The sequence below is a fragment of the Pseudomonas sp. X4 genome (genome assembly GCF_040784925.1).
Taxonomy (GTDB): Bacteria; Pseudomonadota; Gammaproteobacteria; order Pseudomonadales; family Pseudomonadaceae; genus Aquipseudomonas; species Aquipseudomonas putida_Z.
In genome coordinates, this window is the sequence record NZ_CP160798.1 from 3,623,958 (window position 1) to 3,641,266 (window position 17,309).

Here is a 17,309-nt window from a genome sequence, read left to right on the forward strand (position 1 = left end):
CAGTACGCCGTCGTCATGGGGTGACGGCATGTTTCACGGTCGGCATAGGTGTCGGCCGTTCAATGGGGAGTTCACAGTGAAACCGGTCAAAGTAGGCATCTGTGGGTTGGGGACCGTCGGTGGCGGAACCTTCAATGTACTTCAGCGCAACGCCGAGGAGATCGCCCGCCGTGCCGGGCGCGGTATTGAAGTGGCACAGATTGCCATGCGCTCGCAGAACCCGAACTGCCAGATTACCGGTACCCCCATTACCGCTGATGTGTTCGAAGTTGCGAGCAACCCGGAGATCGACATTGTCATCGAGCTGATCGGTGGCTACACCGTGGCCCGCGAACTGGTGCTCAAGGCCATCGAAAACGGCAAGCACGTGGTCACCGCCAACAAGGCGCTGATTGCCGTGCACGGCAATGAAATCTTCGCCAAGGCCCGCGAGAAAGGCGTGATCGTCGCCTTCGAAGCGGCCGTGGCCGGTGGCATCCCGGTGATCAAGGCCATCCGCGAAGGCCTGTCGGCCAACCACATCAACTGGCTGGCCGGCATCATCAACGGCACCGGCAACTTCATCCTCACCGAAATGCGTGAGAAGGGCCGTGCCTTCCCGGATGTGCTGGCCGAAGCCCAGGCGCTGGGTTACGCCGAAGCCGACCCGACCTTCGACGTTGAAGGCATCGATGCCGCGCACAAGCTGACCATCCTGGCCTCGATCGCTTTCGGCATCCCGCTGCAATTCGACAAGGCCTACACCGAAGGCATCACCCAGCTGACCACTGCTGACGTGAATTATGCCGAGGCCCTGGGCTACCGCATCAAGCACCTGGGTGTGGCCCGCCGCACTGCCGAAGGTATCGAGCTGCGCGTACACCCGACGCTGATCCCGGCCGACCGCCTGATCGCCAACGTCAACGGCGTGATGAACGCCGTCATGGTCAACGGCGACGCCGCCGGTTCCACCCTGTACTACGGCGCCGGTGCCGGCATGGAGCCTACCGCTTCGTCGGTGGTCGGCGATCTGGTCGATGTGGTCCGTGCCATGACCTCCGACCCGGAAAACCGCGTGCCGCACCTGGCCTTCCAGCCGGATTCGCTGTCGGCCCACCCGATCCTGCCGATCGAGGCCTGTGAAAGCGCCTACTACCTGCGCATCCAGGCCAAGGATCACCCGGGCGTACTGGCCCAGGTGGCCAGCATCCTCTCGGAGCGTGGCATCAACATCGAGTCGATCATGCAGAAGGAAGCCGAGGAACAGGACGGCCTGGTGCCGATGATCCTGCTGACCCATCGCGTGGTCGAGCAGCGTATCAACGACGCCATCGTCGCCCTGGAAGCCCTGCAGGACGTGGTCGGCAAGGTCGTGCGCATTCGCGTCGAGCAGCTCAACTAACAATAGTGCCGGCGGGCCGCCAGTGCGGCCCCGGCCCCAGCATCGAAGGTTTGCACCCATGCGCTATATCAGTACCCGCGGCCAGGCTCCGGCCCTCAATTTCGAAGACGTCCTGCTGGCTGGCCTGGCCAGCGACGGCGGCCTATACGTCCCGGAAAACCTGCCACGCTTCACCCAGGAAGAAATCGCCTCGTGGGCCGGCCTGCCGTACCACGAACTTGCCTTCCGGGTGATGCGCCCGTTCGTCGAAGGCAGCATCGCCGACGCCGACTTCAAGAAGATCCTCGAAGAAACCTACGGCGAGTTCGCCCACGCCGCGGTTGCCCCGCTGCGTCAGCTGAACAGCAACGAGTGGGTGCTGGAGCTGTTCCACGGCCCGACCCTGGCGTTCAAGGACTTCGCCCTGCAACTGCTCGGCCGCCTGCTGGACCACGTGCTGGCCAAGCGCAACGAGCGCGTGGTGATCATTGGCGCTACCAGCGGTGACACCGGTTCCGCCGCCATCGAAGGTTGCCGCCGTTGCGACAACGTCGACATCTTCATCCTGCACCCGCACCAGCGCGTGTCGGAAGTGCAGCGCCGGCAGATGACCACCATCTTCGGCGACAACATCCACAACATCGCCATCGAAGGCAACTTCGACGACTGCCAGGAAATGGTCAAGGCCAGCTTCGCCGACCAGTCGTTCCTCAAGGGCACCCGCCTGGTTGCGGTCAACTCGATCAACTGGGCGCGGATCATGGCCCAGATCGTCTACTACTTCCACGCGGCCCTGCAGCTGGGTGGCCCGGCGCGTTCCGTGGCGTTCTCGGTGCCGACCGGCAACTTCGGTGACATCTTCGCCGGTTACCTGGCACGTAACATGGGGCTGCCGGTCAGCCAGCTGATCGTCGCCACCAACCGCAACGACATCCTGCACCGCTTCATGAGCGGCAACCAGTACGTCAAGGAAACCCTGCACGCGACCCTGTCGCCGTCGATGGACATCATGGTCTCGTCCAACTTCGAGCGCCTGCTGTTCGACCTGCACGGCCGCAACGGCGGCGCCATTGCCGAACTGATGGCCAACTTCAAGCAAGGTGGCGGCTTCAGTGTCGAGCAAGACCGCTGGACCGAAGCGCGCAAGCTGTTCGACTCGCTGGCAGTGAGTGACGAGCAGACCTGCGAAACCATCGCCGAAGTGTTCGCCGCTACCGGCGAAGTGCTCGACCCGCACACCGCAATCGGCGTCAAGGCCGCCCGCGAGTGCCGCCGTAGCCTGGACACGCCTATGGTGGTGCTGGGTACCGCGCACCCGGTCAAGTTCCCGGAAGCGGTGGAGAAGGCCGGTGTTGGCAAGGCGCTGGAGCTGCCGGCGCACCTCAGCGACCTGTTCAGCCGTGAAGAGCGTTGCACGGTGCTGGCCAATGACCTGAAGGCTGTGCAGGGCTTTGTCAGCCAGCATGGCAACCGCGGCAAGCCGCTGTAAACATCGGGGCCGCACTGCGGCCCATCGCCGGCAAGCCAGCTCCCACCCCGACCGCATAGGCCCAAGGTCATGTGCAATCCCTGTGGGAGCTGGCTTGCCGGCGATGGGCTGCGGAGCAGCCCTAATTCTCCGAATCTTCCCACTGCTCCATCAGAAACATCCTATTCAGGCCGCCCAGCGCAAAGCCTAAATTAGCCGGTCCTCCCATCAGGAGCGGCTCATGTACCAGCCCTACGTGTTGATCCACCAGGCTCGCCCATCCCATCAGATCCTCCTGCACCAGGCCCTCAATGCCCAAGGCATGTTCCATGTGCGCATCAGCGAAACCAGCGCAGACCTCGACGCCTGCCTGAACGCCGATCACCGCCCCGATCTGTTGATCCTTGACCACGCCATGCCTACCCGGGCCGGCCTTGCCTTGCTCGAACAGCAGCACCGAACCCGCGCTTTGCTGTTCGTCGGCCAGGCTATCCCCAAGCGCCACAACCTTGCCCAAGAGGCCAGAAACCGGGGCCTGTGGGTGCTCGCCGAACTGCCCTGGCCGCTGTCGATGCCAAGCCTGCAGCGTGCCCTGCAAGCACTGCAGGTGCGCCCATGGCGGCGTATTCAAACTGTCACGTCCGCCCCGCATGCTCACTGAAGCAGCCGCGGTGTAACGAACTTTCCGCTGCGTCTGTTGGTCAGTTCCTCTATATCCCACCACGCAGCGAGTGATCCGGATGGAAAGAATCTGCAGACTGCTCAACGAAGCCCTGACCCCCTATCAGACCCACCTCGGCATCGCCGATGCCCAGGGTAATCGCCAATTGACCATTCACGACCGCCTCACCGGCATCACCCTGCAGCGCACGGTCAGCGAGCGCCAGTTGCAGGAACAAAGCCTGTTGATCGACCTGGTGGATGGCCTGCACCGCGACCTGCAGATCGCCGAAGGGCGTTTGCAGCCCTGTGTTATCGCGGCATTGCAGCAGCGCCAGCAACCCCATGGAACCTTTGCCTGAGTGGCATATCAGACACTGTAAGGGCAGCCGGGCCAGTGCTTTGCTCCGGCGCTGGCAAGGCTGTCACGGGAAGCCCCCAAGGGCTTTCGCTTGGCCCCGGGCGTGTTTCCCCAGCGCCCGGGGTTTCTTTTTGAGTTGCCTGCACCGGCCCTATCGCCGGCAAGCCAGCTCCCACAGTTACTGCACATGGCTTGAGGTTGATGCGGTCGAGGTGGGAGCTGGCTTGCCGGCGATAGGGCCGGTGCAGGCAATCAGTGGCCTTCGAAGAAACGCTTGCTCTCTTCCAGGTAATCTTCCTGCAACGCCGGGTCCAGCCAGCGTGCATACAACCCCGGCAACACATCCCGGCGCAAGGCAGGCAGCAGTTGGTCGATGTGCGCAATCGCTTCACGCCCCAGCTCGCTGTTCGAACAACCTACATGCAGAAACTGGTAGCGGTTGACCCCTTGCACAGGATGAAACCGGTAGTCAGCCAGTGCCCCGCCTTGCTGCTCCACCAGGTAGCGCACTTCGGGCCAGTAGCCGAGCACCATGCGCAGGCGCCCGAGCTGTTGCATCTGTAGCAGGTTGGCGGTGGCGTCGTTGCCGTAGTGGCGGCTGAACGCGGTGTCGGGCAACTGGCGCAGGATGGCGTCGATCTGCGTGCCATAGCTGCGCTCGGCGACAACCCCCAGCTTCAGCGGGGTCTTGCTCAGCAGAGCATGCAGGTCTACCTCCTGGCCGTCGAGGTAAGGCACCACCATCGCCTCGCTGTCCTTGCGCAGCACCAGGCCGCCACTGAGCACGCCCAGGGAGGGCACGGAAAACCGCACATATTCGGCGCGCTCCGGCGTCCACAGCAGGGTAGGGTCGCAGGTGAAGCTATTCGGGTCCTGCAGCATCTGGATGCCGCGGGCGCGGTTGACCCGCACGATGCTGTGGTCGTACTCGGGCATCTGCCTGATCAGCAGGGGCAACAGCTGGTCGATCACCCCTTGGCCTTTCTCCGGCCCTTCCAGAATGGTGAACGGCGGCAGGTCGCGCACCAGCCAGAAGAGGCGCTCCTTGGCACTGGCAGGCTGCAACAGCAATGCGGGCAGCAGCCCCCACAGCAGGACCAGGTGACGTAGGCAACGGGCAGCGCGCATGGACCAGGGCCGCGCCAGGGTCAGACCGTGCCTGCTGCGCGCAGGCTGGCGATGGCCGCCGCGTCGTAGCCCAGGTTGCCGAGCAGTGCCTCGGTGTGTTCGCCCAGCGCCGGGCCTACCCACTCGGTGGAGCCGGGGGTGTCCGACAGCTTGGGCACGATGCCCGGCATGCGGAATGGCTTGCCGTCCGGCAGCTTGGCCTGCAGGAACATTTCGCGTGCCAGGTACTGCGGGTCGTTGAACATGTCCTCGGCCGAATAGATGCGGCTGGCCGGCACTTCGGCGGTGTTCAGCACCTGTATCAGTTGCTCCAGCGGCAGGCTGTTGGCCCAGCGGTCGATTACCCCGTACAGCTCGTCACGGCGCAGGTCGCGGCCATCGTTGGTGGCCAGGGTCGGGTCGTCGGCCAGGTCGGTGCGGCCAATGGCCTGCATGAAGCGTTTGAAGATCGCATCGCCGTTGGCGCCGATCTGCACATGCTTGCCGTCGGCGCTGGTGTGAATGGAGGAGGGCGTGATGCCGGGCATGATGTTGCCGGTGCGTTCGCGGACAAAGCCGAACACATCGAACTCCGGGACCATGCTTTCCATCATGGCGAAGATCGCTTCGTACAGGGCCACGTCCACCACCTGGCCCTGGCCGCCGTTGACTTCACGGTGTCGCAGCGCCATCAGTGCGCCGATCACCCCCCACAGGGCAGCAATCGAGTCACCGATGGAAATGCCCGTGCGCACCGGTGGGCGGTCGTCGAAGCCGGTGATGTAGCGCAGGCCGCCCATCGACTCGCCCACGGCGCCGAAGCCCGGCTGGTCCTTCATCGGCCCGGTCTGGCCGAAGCCCGACAGGCGCACCATTACCAGGCGCGGGTTGAGCGCGTGCAGCACGTCCCAGCCCAGGCCGAGTTTTTCCAGCACGCCCGGGCGGAAGTTCTCGATCAGGATGTCGGCCTCGGCCAGCAGGCGCTTGAGAATCTCGCGGCCCTCTGGGTGCTTGAGGTTGAGGGTGAGCGACTGCTTGTTGCGAGCCTGCACGAACCACCACAGCGAGGTGCCCTCGTACAGCTTGCGCCATTTGCGCAACGGGTCGCCGCCATCGGGCGATTCGACCTTGACCACCTCGGCGCCGAATTCGGCACAGATGCGCGAGGCGAACGGGCCAGCGATAAGGGTGCCGAGTTCGACAACTTTGAGACCGGCGAGGGGTTTGCTGGGCGTAGTCATGGGGCATCCGTGGCAGCTGGGCAGATGCGTGGTTTTATCATAGGTCCGAAGCGGCAGATACTGCTGCGGGGCAACGAAGGGCAGTATCGGTTAGACTGTGTCACTTTTTCTCTGCGCAAGAAGCCCGTCGACCATGGCCCAGCCGTCCACCACCTACAAATTCGAACTGAACCTGACCGACCTCGACCGCGGCGTGTACGAAAACGTCCGTCAGACCATCGCCCGCCACCCTTCGGAGACCGAAGAGCGCATGGCCGTGCGCCTGCTGGCCTACGCCCTGTGGTACAACGAGAACCTGTCGTTCGGCCGTGGCCTGTCCGATGTGGACGAAGCGGCGCTTTGGGAAAAGAGCCTGGACGATCGCATCCTGCACTGGATCGAAGTGGGCCAGCCGGACGCCGACCGACTGACCTGGTGCTCGCGCCGCACCGAGCGTACCAGCCTGCTGGCCTACGGCAGCCTGCGCGTATGGCAGAACAAGGTGGTGGACGCGGTCAAGGGCCTGAAGAACCTGAGCATTGCCGCGGTGCCGCAGGAGGTGTTGGAAACCCTCGCCACCGACATGCCCCGCACCATCAAGTGGGACGTGATGATCAGTGAAGGCACCTTGTTCGTCACCGACGACCGTGGCCAGCACGAAGTGCAGCTGGAGTGGCTGCTTGGTGAGCGCGGCTGAAGCACCCCATGCGTATCGAACCTCGCCCGCTGCCGCCGACCCTGCCATTCCTGGGTAACCTGCCACCCTTGCTGACCCGCCTTTACGCCGCGCGCGGCGTGCAGAGCGAGGCCGAGCTGGACAAAAGCCTCGCGCGCCTGCTGCCGTACCAGCAGCTCAAGGGCATCGAGGCCGGCGTGGACCTGCTGGTCGAGGCTATCGACCAGCGCCAGCGCATCCTCATCGTCGGCGACTTCGATGCCGACGGCGCCACTGCCAGTACTGTCGGCGTGCTGGGCCTGCGCCTGCTGGGCGCGGTCCACGTCGACTACCTCGTGCCCAACCGCTTCGAATACGGTTACGGCCTGACCCCGGAAATCGTCGAGGTGGCGCTGCAACGCCAGCCGCAGCTGCTGATCACCGTGGATAACGGCATTTCCAGCGTCGACGGTGTGGCAGCCGCCAAGGCCGCCGGGCTCAAGGTGCTGGTCACCGACCACCACCTGCCGGGCGCGGAGTTGCCCGACGCCGACGCCATCATCAACCCCAACCAGCCGGGCTGCAGTTTCCCGAGCAAGGCGCTGGCCGGGGTAGGGGTGATCTTCTACGTGCTGATGGCCCTGCGTGCGCGCCTGCGCAGCCTGGGGCGCTACGAAACGCAGCCGCAGCCGAACATCGGCGAATTGCTCGACCTGGTTGCCCTGGGCAGCGTCGCCGACGTGGTGCCATTGGATGCCAACAACCGCATCCTGGTGCACCAGGGCCTCGAGCGCATTCGCGCCGGCCGCGCCCGGCCGGGGCTCAAGGCCATTCTTGAAGTGGCCCGGCGCGATCACCGGCGTATCACCTCGACCGACCTTGGCTTCATCCTGGGCCCGCGGCTGAACGCTGCCGGGCGCCTGGACGACATGAGCCTGGGCATCGAATGCCTGCTGTGTGAAGACGCGGCCCTGGCCCAGGACATGGCCCAGCAGCTGGATGACCTGAACCAGGACCGCAAGTCGATCGAACAGGGCATGCAGCGCGAGGCCCTGGCCCAGCTCAAGGACCTGCCTGTCGAGTCGATGCCATATGGCCTGTGCCTGTTCGATGCCGACTGGCACCAGGGGGTGATCGGTATTCTGGCTTCGCGCCTGAAGGAGCGTTACCACCGGCCGACCATCGCTTTCGCCGACGCTGGCGAGGGCATGCTCAAAGGGTCGGCGCGTTCGGTGCCGGGGTTCCATATTCGCGATGCGCTGGATGCCGTGGCGGCGCGCCACCCGCAGTTGATCAGCAAGTTCGGCGGCCACGCGATGGCGGCGGGGTTGTCGTTGCCTGAGGCCAATTTCCCGGCATTTGCCGAGGCGTTCGACGAAGAAGTTCGACGCCAGCTGCGCGAAGAGGACCTGACCGGTCGGCTGTTGTCCGACGGCAGCCTGGCGGTGGAGGAGTTCCACCTCGACCTGGCCAAGGCCCTGCGCCATGCCGGGCCCTGGGGGCAGCACTTCCCCGAGCCGCTATTCCATGGTGTGTTCCAGCTGGTGGAGCAGCGCGTGGTGGGCGAGCGGCACCTGAAGGTGGTGCTCAAGAGCGAGTGCGGCTCGGTGCGGCTGGACGGCATTGCCTTTGGCATCGACCGCGAAGTGTGGCCGAACCCGACGGTGCGTTGGGTCGAGTTGGCGTACAAGCTGGATGTGAACGAGTTTCGTGGCAATGAAAGTGTGCAGTTGATGATTGCCCACATGGAGCCGCGCTGAGGGTAGATACCGCCGCTGCTGACGGCGTGGCGCTGGCCCGTTGTGGGAGCGGGTTCACCCGCGAACACCGGCGTAGCCGGTGCCATCCACCGCGTCGCCTGCTTCGCGGGTAAACCCGCTCCCACAGGGCCTGCGGCGGGCTTGAGACTTGCGCTGTACCTGTGGGAGCTGGCTTGCCGGCGATCACCGGCGAAGCCGGTGCCATCCACTGAGTCGCCTGCTTCGCGGGCATGCCCGCTCCCACAGAGCCTGCACCGGGCTCAAGGCTTGCGCTGTACCTGTGGGAGCGGGTTCACCCGCGAACACCGGCGAAGCCGGTGCCATGCACCAAGTCGCATTCTTCGCGGGTAAACCCGCCCACAAGGCTCTGCGGCGGGCTGGCTAATGTGCTCCATGTGCGATCGATGATCACATCAAACTCAGCGCGCCATACCTAACTCGGCATCATCCATCAGCGCCTTGGCCATTGCACTGAGATAGTGCGCAGCCCAGATCATCATGGGTTTCTCATCCATCAGCCCGACGATGGTCAACTCCCGCACATAGCCCATCAATTCCGAAGCCTGATCACGGGCGTCTCGGCACGGAATGCCCGCTTCGATGCGAAATAATGGGTGGGTCTGGTTCTCACCCTGAAAGAAAGTGGTCTTGCCGACGGTGAATTGGGTGTCGTCTGTCTTCATTGATTCCTCTCCTGATCATTCTGAGCGCTTTGTCGAAGGAGAAGAAATGAGGGGGGATCAGGGACTGTCATTTTCATATCAATCACTCGTATGGTTGCTGATTGACCGCCTCTCCGATTCCACACGAAGGGTGGCAGTTGTACGCGGTGTGGAATCCAGGCTACGAGTAAACCCGGTAGGCTTTGCGGCCTTCCGCGCACAACTGCCATGACGACAGCTACTCGGTAATTGATCGGGATTCCACCCCCGGCCGCTGAATGCCAGCGACCAGCAAAGGCTAGAGAGTCAGGATTCCAGTAACAATCAGACGCGAGTCGACAGGACTTGTAGGTTATTTCCTCAGCCTAGGCTTCACTAGATCTGGGCCGTAAGGGATATCTGAAACTCTGATCAGACATGGCGCTGGTAACGCAGAGCCGTTCAACCTCTACCAAATCCCATGGAACCTCCCCCCCAACCATTCTGGTCTAGTCTGAAGTTATGACCGGACCTGGGCCAGGGACGTGCAATTGAGTGTCCGGGCCGGATCACCATTGGAGTCCTTGGGAGGTGCCCTCATGAGCCTGCTGCTCGAGCCTTACACCCTGCGTCAGCTGACCCTGCCCAACCGCATCGCCGTTTCGCCGATGTGCCAGTATTCCGCCGTCGATGGCCTGGCCAACGATTGGCACCTCGTCCATTTAGGCAGCCGCGCCGTGGGTGGCGCTGGCCTGGTAATCACTGAAGCCGTGGCGGTGACCGCCGATGGCCGCATCACCGCTGAAGACCTCGGCCTGTGGGACGACGCTCAGATCGCCCCGCTGCAACGCATCACCCGTTTCATCACCGCCCAGGGGGGCGTGCCCGGTATCCAACTGGCTCACGCCGGGCGCAAGGCCAGCACCTATCGCCCGTGGCTGGGCAAGCAAGGCAGCGTCAAGCTCGAAGAGGGCGGCTGGCAGCCGGTAGGGCCGTCGAAAATCGCCTTCGACCCGCAGCACACCGCGCCGCGGGAATTGAACAAGGATGAGATCGATCAGGTGATCACCGCCTTCGTCGCCTCCACCGAGCGTGCCCTGAAGGCCGGTTTCAAAGTGGTCGAGATCCACGCCGCCCACGGCTACCTGTTGCACCAGTTCCTGTCGCCGCTGAGCAACCAGCGTCGCGACGAGTACGGCAGTTGCTTCGAAAACCGCATCCGCCTGACCCTGCAGGTGGTCGAGGCCGTGCGCAAAGTCTGGCCTGCCGAGTTACCGCTGTTCGTGCGGGTATCGGCGACCGACTGGGTCGAGGACGGCTGGAACCCGGATGAAACCGTCGAACTGGCCCGCCGCCTGCGTGGCTTGGGCGTCGACCTGATCGATGTGTCCTCCGGCGGCACCTCGGTCAACGCCGAAATCCCCACCGGCCCCGGCTACCAGACGCGCTTCGCCGAGCGTGTGCGCAAGGAATCGGAAATCGCCACCGGCACCGTGGGCATGATCACCGAACCGGCCCAGGCCGAGCACATTCTGCGCACCGGCCAGGCCGACATCATCTTCCTCGCCCGCGAACTGCTGCGCGACCCGTACTGGCCGCTGCATGCCGACGACGACCTGGGCGGCAACAAAGCTACCTGGCCTGCGCAATACCAGCGTGCCACCAGTCGGGCCAACCCGATTCACGAGTCGGACCTGCGGGATTGACCTGACCCAAGCATTACGCGGTCGTTGTAGGAGCGGCCTTGTGTCGCGAAAGGGCTGCGAAGCGGCCCCAGGTTTCCAGCTCCGCCGCTGATATTGCCGGGGCCGCTTTGCGGCCCTTTCGCGACACAAGGCCGCTCCTACAACGACCGCGTCGGCATCTCAATTCAGCTATAGGCAGCCTTGCTGAGAATATCGCTTACCCACTGGTTGATACTTTTCTCGGCCAACTCTGCCTTGGCCGCCACACTGGCATGAAGGGTAGGCTCCAGGCGCAGGCTGAGCTTGCCGGAGTAGGTTTTCTGTGGCTCACGGCCCAGGCGTTGGCAAGTCTCAAGATAATCGTCCACGGCGTCTTCAAATGCCTGGCGCAGCTCACTGATCGATTCGCCATGGAAGCCGATCACATCGCGAATACCTGCGACATGGCCGATCAGTAACTGGTCTTCGTCGCTGTATTCGATACGAGCGGCGTAGCCGCGGTAGGTCATGACATTCATGGTATTACTCCTGCCTGCTCGAGGAACTGGCGGGCGTCTCTTAGTTGATAGGGCTTGGCGTGCCTGTCCGGATGAGGGCGATGGAAGGTTGCTACAGCGCCATTGAGTTCAAAGCGAACCCGTGACCCTCTTCCTTCGATGACCCGGGCACCCAGTGATACCAACATTGACTCCAGTCGCACCCATTCCAGCGTCCTGGGAACCGGCTTTTTCAGTACTGCTTCAAGTGTGGCTTGCTGATGGTTATTCATGGTATCAGATTATGATACCAATGAGAGGGGCTCAATGGATGAGTAGTAGGATGAAGGGGATCGTCCTTGAAGGAAACGTCTGAGATGTTGACCGAGGGGATGCAAAGCCCCTCGATCCAACACGACCGCTCAATGCTTGATCATCACATGCCGCACACAGGTGTAGTCCTCCAGCCCATACATCGACATGTCCTTGCCATACCCCGAATGCTTCTGCCCGCCGTGGGGCATTTCGCTGACCAGCATGAAGTGGGTGTTCACCCACGTGCAGCCATACTGCAGGCGCGCCGCCAGGCGGTGGGCGCGGCCGGTGTCGCGGGTCCATACCGATGAGGCCAGGCCGTAGTTGGAGTCGTTGGCCCATTCCAGTGCCTGCGCTTCGTCGTTGAAGCGGGTCACCGACACTACCGGGCCGAACACTTCGTTGCGCACGATTTCGTCATCCTGCAGGGCATCGGCCAGCACGGTTGGTTCGAAGAAGAAACCGTCGCCATCAATCGCCTTGCCACCGGTCACCAGGCGAATGTGCGGCTGGGCGATGGCCCGTTGCACCAGCCCTGCGACCTTGTCGCGGTGCTGGGCACTGATCAGTGGCCCCAGTTCGGTGTCCTCGGCTTCCTGCAGGCCTGGCTTTAGGCTGGCCACTGCGGCCCCCAGGCGTTCGACGAAACGCTCGTAGATGCCATCCTGCACGTACAGCCGACAGGCGGCGGTGCAGTCCTGGCCGGCGTTGTAGAAGCCGAAGGTACGGATGCCGTCGATGGCGGCATCGATGTCGGCATCGTCGAACACCAGCACCGGGGCCTTGCCGCCCAGTTCCATGTGCATGCGTTTCACGCTGTCGGCAGTGGCGCTGATGATGTGAGCGCCGGTGGGGATCGAGCCGGTCAGCGACACCATGCGCACCTTGGGGTGGTTGACCAGCGGGTTGCCGACCGTCTGGCCACGGCCGAAGAGGATGTTCAGCACACCCGGTGGCAGCAGGTCCTGGGCCAGTTCGCCGAGGCGCAGGGCGGTCAGCGGGGTCAGCTCGGAGGGCTTGATCACCACCGTGTTGCCGGCAGCCAGGGCCGGGGCGATCTTCCACGCCAGCATCATCAACGGGTAGTTCCACGGTGCGATCGAGGCCACCACGCCCAGCGGGTCGCGGCGGATCATCGAAGTATGCCCCGGCAGGTACTCGCCGGCTGCCGAGCCACCCAGGCAGCGCGCCGCACCGGCGAAGTAGCGGAACACGTCGGCAATTGCCGGGATCTCGTCATTCAGCGCGGCGCTCAGCGGCTTGCCGCAGTTCTGCGATTCCAGTCGGGCCAGTTCATCGCCATGGGCTTCGATAGCGTCGGCCAGCGCCAGCAAGGCTTGCGAGCGTTCCTTGGGGCTGGTTTGCGACCAGCTGTCGAAGGCCTGGTCGGCGGCGCGCACGGCGCTGTCCACCTGGGCCTCGCTGGCTTCGTTGATCTGCGCCAGGGCACTGCCCAGCGCCGGGTTGAGCACGGTCCAGGCCGGGCCTTCGCCAGCGACCAGCTGGCCATTGATCAGCATCTGCGTTTGCATCGGGGACTCCTCCAGGGTCATTTGCCACTGCCCGCGACGCTTTCACCGCCACGGGTCAGGTAATAGGCGCCAAGGATCGGCAGCATGGTCACCAGCATCACCAGCATGGCGACCACGTTGGTCACCGGCACGTCGCGCGGGCGGCTGAGCTGGTTGAGCAGCCAGATCGGCAGGGTGCGTTCGTGGCCGGCAGTGAAGGTGGTGACGATGATTTCGTCGAACGACAGGGCAAAGGCCAGCATGCCACCGGCCAGCAGCGCCGAGCCGAGGTTGGGCAGGATGATGTAGCGGAAGGTCTGCCAGCCATCGGCGCCCAGGTCCATCGAGGCTTCGATCAGGCTCTGCGAAGTACGCCGCAGGCGAGCGATCACGTTGTTGTAGACGATCACCACGCAGAACGTGGCATGGCCGACCACGATGGTGAAAACCCCGGGCTCGATCCCCAAGGTCTTGAACGCCGAAAGCAGGGCGATACCGGTGATGATGCCGGGCAGGGCGATGGGCAGGATCAGCATAAGCGAAATGCTCTCCTTGCCGAAAAAGCTGCGCCGGTACAGCGCCGCCGAGGCCAGCGTGCCGAGCACCAGGGCGATCAGCGTGGCCAGGCAGGCCACTTGCAGTGACAGCTTGATCGCTTCCAGCACATCGGGCCGGGCGAAGGCCACGGCGAACCACTTCAGGGTAAAGCCCTTGGGCGGGAAGCTGAATGCCGCGTCTTCGGTGTTGAAGGCATACAGGAAGATGATCAGGATCGGGAAGTGCAGGAACAGCAACCCGCCCCAGGCCGCCAGGCGCAGCCCGGTCGAGGCTTTTTCAGAGTGCATCGAAGGCCCCCAGTCGCTTGACGATGGACAGGTACACCGCGATCAGCACGATCGGCACCAGGGTGAACGCGGCGGCCATCGGCATGTTGCCGATCGCCCCTTGCTGGGCATAGACCATGCTGCCGATGAAGTAGCCGGGTGGGCCGATCAGCTGCGGCACGATGAAGTCGCCCAGGGTCAGCGAGAAGGTGAAGATCGAGCCGGCGGCAATACCCGGGATCGACAGCGGCAGTATCACCTGCACGAAGGTTTGCCCGGGCCGGGCGCCGAGGTCTGCCGAGGCTTGCAGCAGCGATGGCGGCAAGCGTTCCAGCGAGGCCTGGATCGGCAGGATCATGAACGGCAGCCAGATGTACACGAACACCATGAAGCGCCCCAGGTGCGAAGTCGACAGCGTGCTGCCGCCCACGCCCGGTACCGCCAGCACCGTTTGCAGCAGGGCATCCAGGTGCAGCTGCTGGACGAACCATTGGGCCACGCCGCCCTTGGCCAGCAGCAGGGTCCAGGCGTAGGTCTTGACGATGTAGCTGGCCCACATGGGCATCATCACCGCGATATAGAAAAAAGCCTTGGTCTTGCCGCTGGTATAGCGCGCCATGTAGTAGGCGATGGGGAAGGCCAGCACCGCGCTGGCCAGCGACACCGCCAGCGCCATGCCCAAGGTGCGCAAGATGATGTCGAAGTTCGACGGGTTGAACAGCGCGGCGAAATTGCCCAGGGTCAGGTCCGGTGTCACCGCCATGGTGAAGTCGTCGAAGGTATAGAAGCCCTGCCACAGCAGGTTCAGCAGCGAGCCCAGGTAGATAGCGCCGAACCAGGTCAGCGGTGGGACCAGCAGCAGGGCCAGGTACAGGTTGGGGCGCCGGTACAGCAGGTTGGACAGGCCGCGCAGTGTGCTCATGTCAGCGGCCCTCGGTTTCCTGCAGCACCGTCATGGCTTCGCGGGGCCAGTGCGCCTGTACCCGTTGCCCGGGTTGCCAGGCCTGTGCCTGCGCCTGCCAGCGGTCGTTGGCCTGGCTCACCGCCAGCAACTGGCCGCTGTCCAGTTGCAGCTCGTAGCGGGTGGCACTGCCCTGGTACTGGATATCGCGCAGCTGGCCGCTGACCTGGACGTGCTGGCCGGCTGTGGCCGGGTCGCCGAGGCGGATGTGTTCGGGGCGGATGGAGAAGGGCGCCGGGCTGCCATTGAGCAACGTGGCCAGTTCGCCGCGCACAACGTTGGAGGTGCCGACAAATTCGGCGACGAAGGTGGTTGCCGGTTGCATGTACAGGTTGCGCGGGGTGTCGACCTGCTCGATACGGCCGCGGTTGAACACTGCGACGCGATCGGACATCGACAGCGCCTCGGTCTGGTCGTGGGTGACGAAGATGAAGGTGATGCCCAGCTGGCGCTGCAGCTTTTTCAGCTCGCCCTGCATCTGTTCGCGCAACTTAAGGTCCAGCGCGCCAAGCGGCTCGTCCAGCAGCAGTACCCGTGGCCGGTTGACCAGCGCGCGGGCCAGGGCCACGCGCTGGCGCTGGCCCCCGGACAACTGCGCCGGTTTGCGCGCGCCGTAGCCGGCCAGGGCCACCATCGCCAGGGCTTCTTCGGCACGGCTGTGGCGTTCGGCCTTGGCCACGCCTGTTACCTTCAGGCCGTAGGCGATGTTGTCCAGTACGTTCATGTGCGGGAACAGGGCGTAGTCCTGGAATACGGTGTTGACGTCGCGCTGGTAGGGCGGTACGCCCGCAGCCTCGACACCGTGGATGCGGATCGAACCGCTGGTGGGTTGCTCGAAGCCTGCGATCAGGCGCAGGCAGGTGGTCTTGCCCGAGCCAGAGGGGCCGAGCATGGAGAAGAATTCGCCATCGATGATGTCGATGCTGACCTGGTCGACGGCCTTGACCTCGCCGAAGGTGCGGGAAACCTGGGTGAACTGGACGGCTAGGGGCATGCATAGGCTCCGGACAACTGGCTTTCTCCTGTGCTGGCCTCTTCGCGGGCATGCCCGCTCCCACAGGTAAAGCACCACCCTTACAGGTGGTGATGAACCTGTGGGAGCGGGTTCACCCGCGAAGAGGCCGGCACAGGCATTCAGGTAACCTCAGCGCCCGCCCATGATCGCAATGTAATCCTGGGTCCAGCGGCTATACGGCACGAACTTGCCGCCCTGGGCCTGCGGGGTTTTCCAGAAGGCGATCTTGTCGAAGTTGTCGAAACCGTTGGTCTTGCAGCCCTCGGCCCCTAGCAGCTCGCTGCCGGTGCAGGCCGCCGGCACTGCCGGCAACGAACCGAACCAGGCCGCCACGTCCCCCTGTACTTTCGGCTGAAGCGACCAGTCCATCCATTTGTAGGCACAGTTGGGGTGCTTGGCCTCGCTGTGCAGCATGGTGGTGTCGGCCCAGCCGGTCGCGCCCTCCTTGGGAATGGTCGAGGCCACGGGCTGCTTTTCGGCCTTGAGGCCATTGACCATGTAGCCCCAGGAGCTGGAGGCAACCACGCCTTCGTTCTTCACGTCGCTCATCTGCACCGTGGCGTCATGCCAGTAGCGGTGGATCAGCGGTTGCTGCTGGCGCAGCAGCTCCAGCACGGCCTTGTACTGCGCTTCGCTCAGCTCGTACGGGTCCTGGATGCCCAGCTCCGGCTTGGCCGCCTTCAGGTACAACGCCGCATCGGCGATGTAGATCGGCCCATCGTAGGCCTGCACGCGGCCCTTGTTCGGCTTGCCGTCGGGCAGGTTCTGCGGCTCGAACAGCACGCCCCAGCTGGTGGGCGCCTGCTTGAACACGTCGGTGTTGTACAGCAGCACGTTCGGCCCCCACTGGTAGGGGGTGCCATAGACCTGCTTGTCGACCACGTACCAGCCACCGTTCTGCAGCCGTGGGTCGATGTTCTTCCAGTTGGGGATCAAGGCGGTGTTGATCGGCTGTACCCGCTTGCCCGCGATCAGCCGCAGCGAGGCATCGCCCGAGGCGGTGACCAGGTCGTAGCCGCCCTTGGTCATCAGGCTGACCATCTCGTCCGAGGTGGCGGCGGTCTTGACGCTGACCTTGCAGCCGGTTTCCTTCTCGAAGCCGGTCACCCAGTCGTAGGCCTTGTCGCTTTCACCGCGCTCGATGTAGCCGGGCCAGGCGACGATGTCCAGGCGGCCCTCGCCGGGCCCCAGGGCCTTGGGCGGTTCGGCAGCCTGCAGGCTGGCGCTGGCCAGCAGGGCGCAGGCGGTTGCGCCGAGCAATGCGGTCTTGTGCACTGACATGGTGTTCCC

Annotated in this window: 17 protein-coding genes; 7 read left to right on the forward strand and 10 right to left on the reverse strand. The window is 64.0% G+C overall.

From position 1 onward, the window contains the following. Window positions 1–76 precede the first annotated feature (76 nt). The 4 genes from ABX298_RS16135 (at window position 77) to ABX298_RS16150 (ending at window position 3,850) form a co-directional block, all read left to right on the forward strand. Window positions 77–1,381: a homoserine dehydrogenase gene (locus ABX298_RS16135; RefSeq protein WP_046616085.1), complete on the forward strand. Its 1,305-nt coding sequence runs from the start codon at window positions 77–79 to the stop codon at window positions 1,379–1,381. Window positions 1,382–1,439: 58 nt separating this feature from the next. Then, entirely contained in the window at window positions 1,440–2,849 is a 1,410-nt protein-coding gene (gene thrC / locus ABX298_RS16140; RefSeq protein WP_010952565.1) for a threonine synthase, read from the forward strand. A gap of 220 nt (window positions 2,850–3,069) precedes the next feature. Further along, window positions 3,070–3,489, forward strand: coding sequence for a histidine kinase (locus tag ABX298_RS16145; protein ID WP_367393343.1), 420 nt, complete (start codon window positions 3,070–3,072; stop codon window positions 3,487–3,489). 79 nt (window positions 3,490–3,568) lie between these two features. Beyond that, complete coding sequence (locus tag ABX298_RS16150; protein ID WP_367393344.1) at window positions 3,569–3,850, forward strand: DUF3509 domain-containing protein; 282 nt, start codon at window positions 3,569–3,571, stop codon at window positions 3,848–3,850. A 251-nt stretch (window positions 3,851–4,101) separates the two neighbouring features. Here ABX298_RS16150 and ABX298_RS16155 read toward each other — a convergent pair whose 3' ends face one another. Next, window positions 4,102–4,977: a TIGR02285 family protein gene (locus tag ABX298_RS16155; protein WP_367393345.1), complete on the reverse strand. Its 876-nt coding sequence runs from the start codon at window positions 4,975–4,977 to the stop codon at window positions 4,102–4,104. Between the two features lie 20 nt (window positions 4,978–4,997). After that, a complete protein-coding gene (locus tag ABX298_RS16160) occupies window positions 4,998–6,197 on the reverse strand; it encodes a CaiB/BaiF CoA-transferase family protein (RefSeq protein ID WP_075043946.1) in 1,200 nt (399 codons plus the stop codon). 133 nt (window positions 6,198–6,330) lie between these two features. Here ABX298_RS16160 and ABX298_RS16165 point away from each other — a divergent pair, with 133 nt between their 5' ends. Continuing rightward, window positions 6,331–6,873 carry a YaeQ family protein gene (locus tag ABX298_RS16165; protein WP_013971198.1) on the forward strand — a complete coding sequence of 181 codons (543 nt, stop codon included), beginning with the start codon at window positions 6,331–6,333 and terminating at the stop codon, window positions 6,871–6,873. An 8-nt stretch (window positions 6,874–6,881) separates the two neighbouring features. Continuing rightward, window positions 6,882–8,591 carry a single-stranded-DNA-specific exonuclease RecJ gene (recJ, locus tag ABX298_RS16170; RefSeq protein WP_367393346.1) on the forward strand — a complete coding sequence of 570 codons (1,710 nt, stop codon included), beginning with the start codon at window positions 6,882–6,884 and terminating at the stop codon, window positions 8,589–8,591. A gap of 419 nt (window positions 8,592–9,010) precedes the next feature. On the opposite strand, the gene ABX298_RS16175 is transcribed toward recJ, so the two are convergent. After that, on the reverse strand, window positions 9,011–9,274 hold the full coding sequence (locus ABX298_RS16175; RefSeq protein ID WP_075043948.1) for a DUF3077 domain-containing protein: 264 nt from the start codon (window positions 9,272–9,274) through the stop codon (window positions 9,011–9,013). Between the two features lie 557 nt (window positions 9,275–9,831). Here ABX298_RS16175 and ABX298_RS16180 point away from each other — a divergent pair. Continuing rightward, window positions 9,832–10,938 (forward strand): NADH:flavin oxidoreductase/NADH oxidase, encoded by a 1,107-nt coding sequence (locus tag ABX298_RS16180; protein WP_075043949.1) that lies wholly within the window; start codon window positions 9,832–9,834, stop codon window positions 10,936–10,938. A gap of 164 nt (window positions 10,939–11,102) precedes the next feature. Here the strand turns inward: ABX298_RS16180 and ABX298_RS16185 are convergent, their stop codons facing one another. The 7 genes from ABX298_RS16185 to ydcS all read right to left on the reverse strand — a co-directional run bounded on the left by ABX298_RS16185 (window position 11,103) and on the right by ydcS (window position 17,300). Further along, window positions 11,103–11,435, reverse strand: a complete 333-nt coding sequence (locus ABX298_RS16185) for a type II toxin-antitoxin system HicB family antitoxin (protein ID WP_013971202.1) — start codon at window positions 11,433–11,435, stop codon at window positions 11,103–11,105. Further along, window positions 11,432–11,686: a type II toxin-antitoxin system HicA family toxin gene (locus tag ABX298_RS16190; RefSeq protein WP_075043950.1), complete on the reverse strand. Its 255-nt coding sequence runs from the start codon at window positions 11,684–11,686 to the stop codon at window positions 11,432–11,434. The genes ABX298_RS16185 and ABX298_RS16190 overlap by 4 nt, the downstream gene beginning before the upstream one ends. Before the next feature lie 129 nt (window positions 11,687–11,815). Then, a complete protein-coding gene (locus ABX298_RS16195) occupies window positions 11,816–13,240 on the reverse strand; it encodes a gamma-aminobutyraldehyde dehydrogenase (protein ID WP_075043951.1) in 1,425 nt (474 codons plus the stop codon). Between the two features lie 17 nt (window positions 13,241–13,257). Beyond that, window positions 13,258–14,064 (reverse strand): ABC transporter permease, encoded by an 807-nt coding sequence (locus ABX298_RS16200; RefSeq protein ID WP_025337926.1) that lies wholly within the window; start codon window positions 14,062–14,064, stop codon window positions 13,258–13,260. After that, entirely contained in the window at window positions 14,054–14,965 is a 912-nt protein-coding gene (locus ABX298_RS16205) for an ABC transporter permease (protein WP_075043952.1), read from the reverse strand. Before ABX298_RS16205 ends, ABX298_RS16200 begins: the two co-directional genes overlap by 11 nt. Before the next feature lies 1 nt (window position 14,966). Then, on the reverse strand, window positions 14,967–15,998 hold the full coding sequence (locus ABX298_RS16210; protein ID WP_367393347.1) for an ABC transporter ATP-binding protein: 1,032 nt from the start codon (window positions 15,996–15,998) through the stop codon (window positions 14,967–14,969). Between the two features lie 150 nt (window positions 15,999–16,148). After that, window positions 16,149–17,300 carry a putative ABC transporter substrate-binding protein YdcS gene (ydcS, locus tag ABX298_RS16215; RefSeq protein WP_286101143.1) on the reverse strand — a complete coding sequence of 384 codons (1,152 nt, stop codon included), beginning with the start codon at window positions 17,298–17,300 and terminating at the stop codon, window positions 16,149–16,151. Window positions 17,301–17,309: the final 9 nt, after the last annotated feature.

What these genes read in the sequence shown, in the direction of transcription:
- thrC (WP_010952565.1), top strand. Translation starts at nt 1,440, where the DNA reads ATGCGCTATATCAGTACCCGCGGCCAGGCTCCGGCCCTCAATTTCGAA.
- ABX298_RS16145 (WP_367393343.1), top strand. Translation starts at nt 3,070, where the DNA reads ATGTACCAGCCCTACGTGTTGATCCACCAGGCTCGCCCATCCCATCAG.
- ABX298_RS16150 (WP_367393344.1), top strand. Translation starts at nt 3,569, where the DNA reads ATGGAAAGAATCTGCAGACTGCTCAACGAAGCCCTGACCCCCTATCAG.
- ABX298_RS16155 (WP_367393345.1), bottom strand. Translation starts at nt 4,977, where the DNA reads ATGCGCGCTGCCCGTTGCCTACGTCACCTGGTCCTGCTGTGGGGGCTG.
- ABX298_RS16160 (WP_075043946.1), bottom strand. Translation starts at nt 6,197, where the DNA reads ATGACTACGCCCAGCAAACCCCTCGCCGGTCTCAAAGTTGTCGAACTC.
- ABX298_RS16165 (WP_013971198.1), top strand. Translation starts at nt 6,331, where the DNA reads ATGGCCCAGCCGTCCACCACCTACAAATTCGAACTGAACCTGACCGAC.
- recJ (WP_367393346.1), top strand. Translation starts at nt 6,882, where the DNA reads ATGCGTATCGAACCTCGCCCGCTGCCGCCGACCCTGCCATTCCTGGGT.
- ABX298_RS16175 (WP_075043948.1), bottom strand. Translation starts at nt 9,274, where the DNA reads ATGAAGACAGACGACACCCAATTCACCGTCGGCAAGACCACTTTCTTT.
- ABX298_RS16180 (WP_075043949.1), top strand. Translation starts at nt 9,832, where the DNA reads ATGAGCCTGCTGCTCGAGCCTTACACCCTGCGTCAGCTGACCCTGCCC.
- ABX298_RS16185 (WP_013971202.1), bottom strand. Translation starts at nt 11,435, where the DNA reads ATGAATGTCATGACCTACCGCGGCTACGCCGCTCGTATCGAATACAGC.
- ABX298_RS16190 (WP_075043950.1), bottom strand. Translation starts at nt 11,686, where the DNA reads ATGAATAACCATCAGCAAGCCACACTTGAAGCAGTACTGAAAAAGCCG.
- ABX298_RS16195 (WP_075043951.1), bottom strand. Translation starts at nt 13,240, where the DNA reads ATGCAAACGCAGATGCTGATCAATGGCCAGCTGGTCGCTGGCGAAGGC.
- ABX298_RS16200 (WP_025337926.1), bottom strand. Translation starts at nt 14,064, where the DNA reads ATGCACTCTGAAAAAGCCTCGACCGGGCTGCGCCTGGCGGCCTGGGGC.
- ABX298_RS16205 (WP_075043952.1), bottom strand. Translation starts at nt 14,965, where the DNA reads ATGAGCACACTGCGCGGCCTGTCCAACCTGCTGTACCGGCGCCCCAAC.
- ABX298_RS16210 (WP_367393347.1), bottom strand. Translation starts at nt 15,998, where the DNA reads ATGCCCCTAGCCGTCCAGTTCACCCAGGTTTCCCGCACCTTCGGCGAG.
- ydcS (WP_286101143.1), bottom strand. Translation starts at nt 17,300, where the DNA reads ATGTCAGTGCACAAGACCGCATTGCTCGGCGCAACCGCCTGCGCCCTG.